At 42.1% G+C, this 12,436-nt stretch carries 12 protein-coding genes and 2 riboswitches; of the genes, 1 reads left to right on the top strand and 11 read right to left on the bottom strand.

What is annotated here, in order from left to right; translation table 11 throughout:
- Positions 1–5: 5 nt before the first annotated feature.
- From ACQKMH_RS17075 to ACQKMH_RS17120, 10 genes are all read right to left on the bottom strand, one after another.
- Entirely contained in the window at positions 6–674 is a 669-nt protein-coding gene (locus ACQKMH_RS17075; RefSeq protein WP_427588677.1) for a methionine ABC transporter permease, read from the bottom strand.
- Positions 667–1,701, bottom strand: coding sequence for a methionine ABC transporter ATP-binding protein (locus ACQKMH_RS17080; RefSeq protein WP_427588678.1), 1,035 nt, complete (start codon positions 1,699–1,701; stop codon positions 667–669). Before ACQKMH_RS17080 ends, ACQKMH_RS17075 begins: the two co-directional genes overlap by 8 nt.
- A 165-nt stretch (positions 1,702–1,866) precedes the next feature.
- A riboswitch (SAM riboswitch) is annotated at positions 1,867–1,979 on the bottom strand.
- A 117-nt stretch (positions 1,980–2,096) separates the two neighbouring features.
- Positions 2,097–3,407 carry an O-acetylhomoserine aminocarboxypropyltransferase/cysteine synthase family protein gene (locus ACQKMH_RS17085; protein ID WP_427588679.1) on the bottom strand — a complete coding sequence of 437 codons (1,311 nt, stop codon included), beginning with the start codon at positions 3,405–3,407 and terminating at the stop codon, positions 2,097–2,099.
- A 105-nt stretch (positions 3,408–3,512) separates the two neighbouring features.
- Positions 3,513–3,618: riboswitch (SAM riboswitch) on the bottom strand.
- A 149-nt stretch (positions 3,619–3,767) separates the two neighbouring features.
- Entirely contained in the window at positions 3,768–4,076 is a 309-nt protein-coding gene (locus ACQKMH_RS17090; RefSeq protein WP_427588996.1) for a thioredoxin family protein, read from the bottom strand.
- Positions 4,077–4,079: 3 nt separating this feature from the next.
- The gene (locus tag ACQKMH_RS17095; protein WP_427588680.1) at positions 4,080–4,445 is read right to left on the bottom strand and encodes a toprim domain-containing protein; all 366 of its coding nucleotides are present in this window, start codon (positions 4,443–4,445) and stop codon (positions 4,080–4,082) included.
- 93 nt (positions 4,446–4,538) lie between these two features.
- Positions 4,539–4,919 (bottom strand): glycine cleavage system protein GcvH, encoded by a 381-nt coding sequence (gene gcvH / locus ACQKMH_RS17100; RefSeq protein WP_427588681.1) that lies wholly within the window; start codon positions 4,917–4,919, stop codon positions 4,539–4,541.
- Positions 4,920–5,016: 97 nt separating this feature from the next.
- The gene (locus tag ACQKMH_RS17105) at positions 5,017–5,373 is read right to left on the bottom strand and encodes an arsenate reductase family protein (protein WP_427588997.1); all 357 of its coding nucleotides are present in this window, start codon (positions 5,371–5,373) and stop codon (positions 5,017–5,019) included.
- 139 nt (positions 5,374–5,512) lie between these two features.
- A complete protein-coding gene (locus ACQKMH_RS17110; protein ID WP_427588682.1) occupies positions 5,513–7,300 on the bottom strand; it encodes an acyl-CoA dehydrogenase family protein in 1,788 nt (595 codons plus the stop codon).
- A 71-nt stretch (positions 7,301–7,371) separates the two neighbouring features.
- Positions 7,372–8,550: an acetyl-CoA C-acetyltransferase gene (locus ACQKMH_RS17115; protein WP_427588683.1), complete on the bottom strand. Its 1,179-nt coding sequence runs from the start codon at positions 8,548–8,550 to the stop codon at positions 7,372–7,374.
- Between the two features lie 73 nt (positions 8,551–8,623).
- Complete coding sequence (locus ACQKMH_RS17120) at positions 8,624–11,008, bottom strand: 3-hydroxyacyl-CoA dehydrogenase NAD-binding domain-containing protein (RefSeq protein WP_427588684.1); 2,385 nt, start codon at positions 11,006–11,008, stop codon at positions 8,624–8,626.
- 209 nt (positions 11,009–11,217) lie between these two features.
- On the opposite strand from ACQKMH_RS17120, the gene ACQKMH_RS17125 reads away from it, so the two are divergent.
- Complete coding sequence (locus tag ACQKMH_RS17125) at positions 11,218–11,349, top strand: YuzL family protein (protein ID WP_289314483.1); 132 nt, start codon at positions 11,218–11,220, stop codon at positions 11,347–11,349.
- Positions 11,350–11,394: 45 nt separating this feature from the next.
- Here the strand turns inward: ACQKMH_RS17125 and ACQKMH_RS17130 are convergent, their stop codons facing one another.
- Positions 11,395–12,312 carry a proline dehydrogenase family protein gene (locus tag ACQKMH_RS17130; protein ID WP_427588685.1) on the bottom strand — a complete coding sequence of 306 codons (918 nt, stop codon included), beginning with the start codon at positions 12,310–12,312 and terminating at the stop codon, positions 11,395–11,397.
- Positions 12,313–12,436: the final 124 nt, after the last annotated feature.

The raw sequence follows: 12,436 nt of genomic DNA on the forward strand, positions 1-12,436 counted from the left end.
TCCCTTTATCTTTTATCCAATTTAGATGTAATCATATCTCCAATAATTTGAATTATGAAGACGATAATTAGAATAACGATAGTCGCTACAAGAGTAACGTCATTGTGATTTCTTTGATAGCCGTCCAGATAGGCTAGATTACCAAGCCCTCCTGCACCGATGACACCAGCCATTGCTGTGTAGCCGACCAATGCAATCGATGTTACCGTAATCCCGGAAATAAGGGCCGGCATCGACTCTGGAAGCAGGACCTTCCAAATGATCGTGCTCGTTTTTGCCCCCATGGATTTGGCAGCTTCAATTACACCTTTATCGATTTCACGGAGGCCGATTTCAACCATGCGTGCATAAAATGGGGCCGCACCGATAATAAGTGCTGGCAGTGCAGCATTCTCACCAATCATGGAACCGACAAGTGCTTTAGTGAATGGAATGAGCAGCACGATCAAAATAAGAAACGGAATGGAACGGAATATATTAACGACAGCACTCATAACCACGTTAACCGTCCGGTTTTGCCACATATTCCCTTTCCCTGTCAAGAACAGGATCAACCCTAATAGTATGCCTATAAAAAAGGTAGCTACTACAGATATGCTTGTCATATATAGTGTTTCTTTCGTTGCTTCAATAATGTCTTCCCAATCCACATTCGGCAATAATTCTTCAAGCATGAGTAATCACCTCCACGCCTACCTGCTGTTCTTTAATGAATTCGATTGCGCGGAGCATTTCATCCTCTGTGCCATCAAGATGGATGAACAGCGTTCCATATGAACCGCTTCTGGTTTGGGATATCTTACCTTGAACGATATTAACGTCCAACTCGTAGTTACGTACGAGCTTGGTGATCAACGGGCTTTCGGCATGGTCCCCTACAAAGGTCAGTTGAATAACTTTACCTGCAGGAAAGCGTTCGAGTAAATGGTCCATTGTTTCTTTCGTTTCTTCCGGTTCCGTTACCTGTTGCACGAAACGCTTTGTCATTTGTTCTTTAGGATTCTTGAAAACATCCAGGACAGGTCCCTGTTCAACAACTTGCCCGCTTTCCATCACAGCCACACGGTGACAGATTTTACGTATTACATGCATCTCATGTGTTATCAACACAATCGTTAGCCCAAGGCGCTGATTGATGTCAACAAGCAATTCAAGTATGGAGTCAGTAGTCTGTGGATCTAAAGCAGAAGTCGCTTCATCACATAGCAGCACTTTAGGATCATTGGCAAGAGCCCTGGCTATTCCCACCCTTTGCTTTTGCCCACCGCTCAATTGCGATGGATACGCCTTTTCCCTGCCTTCCAGTCCGACTAACTTGATTAATTCGTTCACACGTTTGGTGCGTTCATATTTCGAAACTCCTGCAATTTCCAACGGAAAGGAAATGTTCTCTTGGACGGTCCTGGACCATAATAGATTGAAATGTTGGAAAATCATGCTGATTTCTTGACGGGCCATACGAAGCTTTGCCCCATTTATCTTAGAAATTTCCTTATCAGCCACCACAACGGATCCCTCCGTGGGCGTTTCCAAGCCATTGAGCATTCTGATCAAAGTACTTTTCCCAGCTCCACTGTAGCCAATAATACCGAAAATCTCGCCTTTATTTATTTCAACATTTACATTATTTACAGCCTTGATCGTCTCACTGCTTCCTTTTCCTGTTCGAAACAGCTTACTGACATTAGTCAATGTAATCATTAATACTCACCTCTTTATCCAATAAAACCTATGAACTTAGTTGATTTCTCTACATAATTAGTTTGTGCTTTTACCAATTTCACTGCCCATGCAAAGGTTTCCCCAATATGGAATAGAAAAAACCTTTCTGCATGAGCAGAAAGGCAGGTAAAAAGATTGGCCTTCCTCTCATCTTCCAAAGTGATTAAACTTTGTGTGAATTGGCACCTTTCCAAGGAAATCTCCTTGTCGGTTGCCGGGTTTCATCGGGCACATCCCTCCACCTCTCTTGATAAGAGCTAATATATAGAATATTTTGTACATCATTAAGTTCTTTAGTATGGTGAAATTTTATCATAGATAAAAAAGGAGTGCAATGTATAATATTTCTATAATAATATGAACTTGTCTTTTCCTTAAATCGTTTTAGAAGCCAAGGAGACGATATTCGTTGCTTTTTCAATTGCCTGCTCTAAATCTTCAATTAAATCCTCAACATTTTCTATCCCAATGGATAGGCGGACTTGATCAGCACTCACACCCGCTTTCGCCAGACCTGCATCATTCAATTGTTGATGGGTCGTGCTGGCGGGATGGATGATTAAACTCTTAGCATCCCCAACATTCGCTACATGGGACCATAATTCAACCGAATTGATAAGTTTCGCTCCGGCCTCACGGTCACCTTGTATTCCAAAGGTCACAACCGATCCTGCTCCCTTAGGCAAGTATTTATCTGCAAGGGCTTTATCCGGATGATCCTCATTAGCAGGATATGAAACCCAGGTCACGGCCGGATGATTTTTCAAATATTGAATGACAGACTTGGTGTTCGAGATATGCTCTTTCATTCTTACATGCAGCGTTTCAAGTCCAAGCGTAAACTGAAATGCACTTTGGGCACTTAACGCAGGGCCTAAATCACGAAGTAATTGCACTCGGGCTTTTGTAATAAAAGCAGCGGGTCCCACTGCCTCCGAATATACGAGATCATCGTAGCTTGGATCAGGCTCGGTAAAGCCAGGGTAGTTTGGCGAGTTCCAGTCGAACTTCCCTCCATCCACAATGACACCGCCTAATGTCGTCCCATTTCCCAATAGCCATTTTGTAGCAGAATGGATGACAATATCCGCTCCAAAATCAATGGGTCTGCAAAGATATGGTGTAGCGAAGGTATTATCGATAATTAAAGGTATGCCGGCATCGTGGGCGATATCCGCTACCGCTTCGATATCTAGGACTCTCAAGCTTGGATTTCCAATTGTTTCGGCAAATATGGCTTTTGTTCTTGGCGTAATCGCCCTTTTAAAATTTTCAGGGTCATCAGGGGAGACGAATTTCACTTTAATCCCATATTTAGGGAGAGTATTCTCAAAAAGATTATACGTACCACCATACAATGTAGAGGCTGAAACAATCTCATCCCCTGCACCGGCAATATTCAAGATTGACAGGGAAATGGCCGCCATTCCGCTTGCTGTTGCCAATCCGCCGATCCCGCCTTCCAATAAGGCCATTCTCTCCTCGAAAACGCTGACCGTGGGGTTATGGAGTCGAGAATAGATATAGCCATTCTCCTTTAAGCCAAATAAATTTGCTGCATGGTCGGTGTCTTTGAACAAGTATGCATTACTTTGGTAAACAGGAACTGCACGGGCACCTGTTTCATCAGCTTGCAGACCACCATGAACACTCAATGTTTCGAAACGCAACTTTTTCTCTGACATACGCTTTCTCCTCTTCTTCTATCGATTTAGTTGGAATTATAATAAAACCAGGAAATCCATTGAATAACAAAAAAACCACTTCCACAAGAAGAGGTTTCCATACACACCTCATCTTCCAGAGCCAACACTCTGCTGGAATTAGCACCGTATATAAATTTATACCGGTTGCCGGGCTTCGTCGGGCCAGTCCCTCCGCCACTCTTGATAAGAACTATTAAATTCAGCAGTTACTTTCTTAATTCAAAATATAGCATTTTAGATTTATCCAGTCAATAAATAGTTAGAATATTCTACGTTTTATTTAGATTTTGGCCCCTACCTATCCAAAACTAAAAAACCAACCCGTACCTGGTTGGTTTCTTAGCTAATTTCCTTAAGCAATCCATACAAATAAGGAACGGATTGAAAGGCATATATTTTTTTGTGCAGCTGTCCTTCTTTGAAAAGCAATAAACAAGGGACGCTTTCAATTTCATACGATTCCGCAATTGCTTGAACATAATTCATGTTCATTTTGCCTGCCTTAAAATCCGGGAAAAGTTCCAATGAAATCGTCAGCATCTTGGAAGCCACCTGACAGGTACCACATAAAGGCGTATATAAATATAAGCAAAAGGTTTCCCCTTTTTCAACAGCAAGCTGACACTCTTCTTCTTTCCATTCCCGCATCAATTAGTCGTTCACCCTTTGGCTTAAAAATTTCATTTTCACATTCATATTGGCAGATAAAAGGACAGTTGCGATATGATGTTCGGGCGAGCTTTCCACTTCCTTGTACATTTTATTAATGTACAAGTGGTTCGCTTCCGGCATTTCCCTCCGGAATTGCCTCCGCAGCTTTTCTCCTGATTCATCTGCGTCAAAAAGGAGATAGACATCACGATCCATTAATTCATCAACAAATTCATCTAGCTTAGTTAATGATATGGTTCCATTCGTACATCTTATTTCCACATCTTCATTTAAAACGGAGGCAACTTTTCTTCTATCAGAACTGCCTTCTACAATGATCACTTTATCGAATTCGCCGAATTCCATGTCATCACTCCATCTCACGAATTATGTGCGCAACTGCCATATTACAAAATGAAAAAGAGAGGAGGCCTTTATCTGGCCCCCCTCTACTTCGCTTTACCCGTTAATCAAGCTCTCATATTCTTCAGCACTCATCAGGTTTTCAATATCACTGCTATTTGATGGCTCCAGCACAATCATCCATGCTTTTTCAAAAGGAGATTCATTCACATATTCAGGGTTGTCACTTAAATCATCGTTCACTTCAACAACCTTGCCACTGATAGGAGCATAAAGCTCAGAAACGGTTTTAACGGATTCAACACTTCCAAATGGCTCGTTCGCTTTCAATTCATCCCCGACCTCTGGAAGCTCGACGAAAACGATGTCCCCAAGTTCGGACTGGGCAAAAGCTGTTATTCCGATGCGAACTGTTCCATCTTCCGTTTTGACCCATTCATGTTCTTTAGTGTAACGAAGTTCTTTTGGCGTTGTCATTATTAATTCCCTCCATATGTACATCTTGTTTTATCTATTACATTATAAGGTAGAACTTTGTTTTAAGTAAGAAATTAACCAAATATTTTGTATAATTTCAGTTCCAAACCTGTTCGAATTGCTCTTCTTTGAAACCCACTGTCACTTTAGTGCCATCCGTTACGATCGGCCTTTTCAGCAGCATGCCATCAGTGGACAATATATCAAGCATCTCTGCTTCAGAAGCTTCTTTCAACTTATCCTTTAAACCGAGCTCCCGATATTTTTGACCGCTAGTATTGAAAAACTTCTTCAACTCTAATCCGCTGTTTTTGTATAGTTGTTCTATTTCAGTTCGAGAAGGCGGATTTTCCGCTATATGGATCGCTTCATATTGCAGTTCATGACTATCCAACCACTTCTTCGCATTACGGCATGTGCCGCATTTTGGGTACCAATATAATGTTAATCCCATCATTTCACCACCTACCAATAGAATACCCGTTTTCACCACGCAATACAACGAAATGTCCTTTGATTTTCCAACGTGATTTCATCAAAGCAAAGGGAATGCCTATTACGGGCATTCCCTTTTAAGATTTTCAATTTATTTCTTATAATGCGTATTTTTCCGTTTCAATAACCTTAACTGAAGCTTCACGTTTTTTCGCAATGACATTGATTGGATTGTGTCTTGTCAGCTTGCGAAGCGAAGAAAGCATGATGCGAAGAGTATCGCCTGTTTCTACCGCTATTAACGTTTCCTTTGCATGCTGTTCTATTTCATTGAAAGCTTCTTGAACGAAAATTTCAGTGTAAAGGACTTTTTGTTTATTCTTCTCCAGCCCCGTGGCCGCAATGGCTTTTTCCGTACGTAATACCACCGATTCTGCAGCATATGCAAGAGATGCTATATCAGCAATGTTGGAGAGGATTTCTTGTTCTTGATCAAGTTTTGTGCCGTATTTCTGTGCAGCAAGGCCAGCTGCCAAAATACCGATTTTCTTGGCATTTCTAACAAGCATTTTTTCTTGTGCCAATGGCTCATCGCCAGGTTCCTCCGGCATCATCATCATTAATTCCTCTTGCAGGCCTTGAGCTTTTTGAAGAAGCGGCAATTCTCCTTTAAGTGCTTTTTTCAGGAAAGTTCCCGGGACAAGCAAGCGATTGATTTCATTTGTGCCTTCAAAAATTCGGTTAATACGGGAATCACGATAGGCTTTCTCAATTTCATATTCCTGCATGAAACCATAACCGCCATGAAGCTGCACGCCTTCGTCCGTTACGTAATCCAATACTTCAGATGCAAAGAACTTATTCAAAGAACACTCAATTGCATATTCAGCGATTGCTGCTGCCATTGATTTACCATCTTTCACTTGTTCATCCGTCAACTTGCTTTGTCTTTGATCATAAAGGCCAACGGTACGGTATACTGAGCTTTCTGCTGCATAGATTTTAGAAGCCATTGTTGCAAGTTTCTCTTTCGTCAAATTAAAATCGGAAATTTTTGTTTTGAATTGTTGGCGTTGATTTGTATAAGCGGCTGTAATTTCAAGAGCGCGTTTAGATCCGCCGACTGCACCAACACCTAATTTATAACGGCCAATATTCAAGATATTGAAAGCAATGACATGCCCTTTTCCAGCTACACCCAAAAGGTTTTCAACTGGTACATGAACATCCTCCAGGATCAATGTGCGTGTAGATGAGCTCTTAATGCCCATTTTCTTCTCTTCCGCACCAGTGGATACGCCCTTATATTCACGCTCAACAATGAAGGCTGAGAATTGTTCGCCGTCGATTTTAGCATACACACAGAAGACATCTGCAAAACCGGCATTAGTTATCCATTGTTTTTCGCCGTTTAATATATAGTGTGTTCCTTCTGCATTCAATTTTGCTGTCGTTTTTGCTCCCAAAGCATCAGACCCTGAGCTTGGCTCCGTTAAAGCATAAGCGGCAATTTTTTCACCTGTTGCCAGTAAAGGGAGGTATTTTTTCTTTTGCTCTTCATTGCCGAATAATACGATTGGCAAGGATCCGATCCCTACATGTGCACCATGCGTAATTCCGAAGCCGCCTGCAAGAGCCATTTTTTCTGTAATTAGCGCCGAACTGATTTTATCTAGACCCAATCCGCTGTATTCTTCAGGAACATCAGCACCAAGTAAACCGATTTCACCTGCATGCTTCAGTAATTTAACAGAACGGTCAAATTCATGGTTTTCTAAATGTTCAACTTGCGGCAGAATTTCATTCACGACGAAATCTTCAGAAGTTTTGGCAATCATTTTATGCTCATCGGAATAATCCTCCGGAGTAAAAACTTGATCATACGTAATATCTTCTACTAAAAAGGCTCCGCCTTTAATGAGGTTATCTGTTGTTTGATTGGACATTTCATTTCCTCCTAAGTATTCATATATTAAATCTTCCGGAAGCAAGCATGTTGAGCATCCGGAAAGGTTGTTTATGCTAGTAATTCGAATACTCCAGCAGCGCCCATTCCGCCGCCGATACACATTGTAACAACTCCGAATTGTTGGTTTCTGCGCTTCATTTCATGAAGCAGGCTTAATGTCAATTTAGCTCCGGAACACCCAAGGGGGTGGCCTAAGGCAATCGCTCCGCCATTAACATTGACAATCTCTTCATTCAATCCCAGCTCACGAATGATTTGTATGGATTGAGAAGCGAAGGCTTCATTCAATTCAAATAACCCAATATCAGATAGCTCAAGTCCTGCTAGTTTCAAAGCTTTAGGAATGGCAGCGATCGGACCGATGCCCATAATTTCAGGTGGTACTCCTGCTACAGCAAAGGAACGGAACTTACCCATCGGTTTCATCCCTAATGAAGAGGCCTTTTCCCCATCCATGACCATGACCGCGGCTGCACCATCACTCGTTTGTGATGAATTCCCCGCTGTTACAGATCCTGTAACAGAGAATGCAGGTCTAAGTTTTTTTAGCACTTCAGCAGTCGTGCCTGGACGAACGCCCTCATCCTGTGTAAAAGAAAATGATTTTTCCTTTAACTTAAGATCTGGTCCCACTGAACGAAGGGTTACGTCAACCGGTACGATCTCATCCGAAAACTTTCCTTCTGCAATGGCCTTAGCCGCTTTTTGATGACTTCTAACAGAAAATGCATCTTGATCTTCACGGGAAATGCCGTATTTTTTTGCAACGGCTTCAGCAGTGTGACCCATACCCATATAATATTCCGGTGCCGTTTCCGCAAGTCTCGCGTTCGGACGTGTTACATGGCCCATCATTGGCAAAAGGCTCATGGATTCCGCTCCGCCTGCAATGACTGTATCACTTTGGCCGAGCATGATTCTTTCCGCTCCATATGCGATACTTTGCAGCCCGCTTGAACAGTAACGATTAATCGTTATGGCCGGTACTGTGTACGGCAATCCTGCCAATGCGCCGATATTACGCGCCATGTTCAATCCCTGCTCCGCTTCAGGCATTGCGCAACCGATAATCAGGTCATCGATGGTGCCTTCATAATTCCCTGCACGCTTTAATGTTTCCTTTACAACTAGAGCCCCTAAATCATCAGGACGTACACTAGCAAGAGAACCTTTTTTCGCTCTTCCTACCGGAGTCCTTGCTCCAGCTACTATTACCGCTTCTTTCATGAGGATCCCCCCTTACTCATTTTTAAGCTATCAATCTATTAATTTTCGTTTTGGCCATATCTTCATCTATTCATCAATTACGCAGCGGTTTCCCTTTAACAAGCATGTGCTGCATCCTTGCCTGAGATTTCGGAGTCGATATCAGTTTTAGAAATGCTTGTTTTTCAAGGTTCAAGATATACTGTTCATCTACTTCCGTACCATATGGGAGTTTTCCCCCTGCCAGGACATATGCAAGCTCTTTTGCTATGACGAGGTCATGATCAGATAAGAATCCTGACAGGCGCATGGATTCTGCCCCTAATAGAAGTGCGGCATATCCCGTTTCACCTACGACAGGAATCTTTGTACGGGCTGGAGCGGTATAACCTTGTTCAAACATGGAAATTACTGCCTGCTTCGCATCATATAGCTGATGATCCGCGTTCACGCTTATTCCGTCAGATGCATTAAGGAAATTATTCCCGCGTGCTTCCTCAGCAGAGGTCGAAACTTTTGCCATGGCGACCGTTTCAAATACATGGTTGGCTACTTTTTGTAAATCGAAGTCGACACCCTTTGGCATATTCTTCAACGTCTTCACATAAAGCTCTTTAGTCCCCCCACCGCCAGTGATCAATCCTACACCTGCTTCCACAAGACCCATATATGTTTCTGTCGTTGCCTGGATGCGTGCAGCCGGAAGGGATACTTCAGCACCGCCGCCAAGTGTCATATTAAAAGGAGCCACCACTACAGGAACTGCACTGTACTTAATTTTAAGCATGGCCTTTTGGAATTGGCTGATGACCATATCCAGTTCAAAAATATTGTCATCTTGCGCTTCCATCAACATCATTGCAATATTAGCGCCTACACAGAAGTTTTTTCCTTGGTTTCCGATTACCAGGCCTTTAAAATTCGCTTCCGCTTCATCGACTGCCGCATTGATCATTTGCATGATATCCAGGCCGATAGCATTATTGGGAGAAGTGAATTCAAGGAGGGCCACCCCATCACCGATATCTATCAAGCTGGCACCACTGTTTTTCTTGATTATGCCTTTTTGCTTCTTGATTGCTTTAAGATTGATCACTTTAGGATTTTCGACGAGCTCTTTATATTCACCATTATCATAGTAGTGAACGATGCCACTTTCCTCTGTATAGAATGAAGTGAAGCCCTTGGCGAGCATATCCTTTACCCATTGGGGAACTGTGATGCCTTCAGATTCCATGCGTGCTACCGATTTTTCTACACCTATCGCATCCCAGGTTTCAAAAGGACCTGTGGACCAACCGAAGCCCCATTTCATCGCTTGGTCGATTGCCACGATGTCATCGGCAATGTCCCCAAGCAATTGGGCAGAATACACAAGCACTGGATTCAGCACATCCCAAAGTAATTGACCGGCACGGTCTTCGCTATAAACAAGCGCTTTCATTTTATTAGCTAAACCCTTGGCCTGTTTTGCCATTTCCATAGAAGGCGTTTTTAACTTTTTTCGAGCATCATATTCAAGCGTATCTGGATTCAGTTCAAGGATTTCCTTGCCCCTTTTCAAGAAAAACCCTTGGCCTGACTTGCTTCCAAGCCATCCATTCTTAAGCATTTCCTTCATGAAATCAGGTAGTTTGAAAACTTCTTTTTCTTCACCATCTACCTGGTCATATACGTTTTTGGCAACATGGGCAAAAGTGTCCAATCCAACTACATCAAGCGTCCGGAAAGTCGCGCTGGTTGCCCTTCCGATCAATGGTCCTGTAACCGAGTCGACTTCACCTACACTGTATCCGCCTTTTTGCATTTCCCGAAGAGTGACCAACAACCCGTAAGTGCCAATGCGGTTAGCGATGAAGTTTGGTGTATCCTTGGCTTCGACGACACCTTTCCCCAGTACATCTTCTCCGAATCGTTTCATATAATCGAGCACTTCTGTTGAAGTTGCTTTAGTCGGAATGACTTCTAACAATTTAAGATATCGCGGTGGATTGAAGAAGTGGGTTCCCAGGAAGTGCTTTTGAAAATCCTCGGAGCGTCCTTCTGCCATCGCTTCGATTGAAATTCCAGATGTATTCGATGAAATGATGCTTCCTGGTTTACGATGTTGATCAACTTGGGCAAATACACTCTGCTTAACTTCCAGTTTCTCAACGACCACTTCGATGACCCAGTCGACATCCTTTAAACGGCTTATATCATCCTCCAGGTTTCCCGCCTCGATCAACGCAAGATTTCCCTTAGCTGAAAGCGGAGCTGGTTTTTGTTTTAAAAGTTTTGTAATCGCAGTTTGGCTAATGCGGTTACGTACTTGTTTATTTTCTAATGTCAGTCCCTTTTTCTTTTCATCCTCAGTGAGTTCGCGAGGTACAATATCCAATAATAAAGTCGGAATGCCGATGTTAGCAAGGTGTGCAGCAATCCCTGATCCCATAACTCCTGACCCTAGAACAGCAGCCTTTCGTATTTGTCGAACCAAGTTTATATCCCCCTTACGCAATGTATTGAATGAATGCTCATTCATTTTTAATCCAAAAAATTTTGAATATTTTTTCTTATTACTAATATAGAATATATTTGGAAATTCCGCAATGATTAAACAGGAAAAAATATATTTTTTTATCCACATTTCCTTTGGTTATTTCTCCTCTGTTCAGTAGAAAATAACGAGCAGGAGGTGACTATAAAATGAAGCGTAAAGATAATCCTTCTAAAGCAGCTGTAAGTGCAGCAAGTGTTAAAGGCAATGCTGGTCCTGGCGCTGAACGTCAACATGGGATCAATAAAGTGAACAGCCAGAACAATCAGTTCAAAAAGTAAATGCTTAATTTGAGCAGCCGTCCCATATCCGGGCCGGCTTTCGCTCTATTTCTTGAATAGACCTTTTAAAACGAAAGCAATATTGGCCGGCCTCTCTGCAAGGCGGCGCATGAAGTATCCATACCAATCCGTACCATATGGAACATATACCCTTACCTTATATCCTTCTTTTACGAGTTCAAGTTGCTTCTCATTACGTATGCCATATAACATTTGAAATTCAAATTGATCATCGGGAATTCCGTGCTCTTTGACCAATTCCCTCGTATAATCAATGATTTTATCGTCATGTGTGGCAACCGCTGTGTAATTGCCATTCAGCAAATGCTTCTTGATGATTTTCTTGAAATTTTCGTCCACATCTTTTTTCTCGGAAAAAGCCACTTCCCTCGATTCCTTATAAGCTCCTTTAACAAGTCTTAGATTCGGATGGTATTCATTCAACTCCTCGATATCTTTTTCAGTCCGATACAGATATGCCTGGATGACAGTCCCCAATTCATTATATTCAGCCTTTAAGTTTTTGAATACATCAAAAGTCGGCTGGCAGCGCGGAAAATCTTCCATGTCAAGGGTTACGAACACTTGATGTGCTTTGGCTTCATCCAAAATCCTCCGCATATTATTCATCACGACTCGTTCGGATAAATCCAAGCCCATCGAAGTCAATTTCAAAGATAACTGTGATTCCAGACCGTTTCTGGCAATCATGCGAATCGCTTCTATACACTGGTCTGCCATCTTCCTTGCTTCTTTTTCATCTTCTATGAATTCACCTAAATAATCAATGGTTACAGAAAGCCCTTTCCTGTTTAAATCTGCAATGACAGTAGATGCCATTTCCAATGATTCTCCAGCCACGAAACGGGATGCCCCAAATCGTAACCCATATTTTTTCGCTGCCTTCGTCATGCTTTTATTCTTTGATAGAAAAAGAAAAAGGTTTCTTAATATTTGCTCCATCTGCATTCCCTCCAAATCATTTTTGGAAAATAGATGCACAAGATTATTTTACCATTTAATTCAATTTTCAGATATTTAGAAGCCAGAATAAAAAATTTCATGAAGGGAAAATTAAATTCGTTTA

The organism is Peribacillus sp. NPDC097895, from assembly GCF_050277555.1.
Classification (GTDB): domain Bacteria; phylum Bacillota; class Bacilli; order Bacillales; family DSM-1321; genus Peribacillus.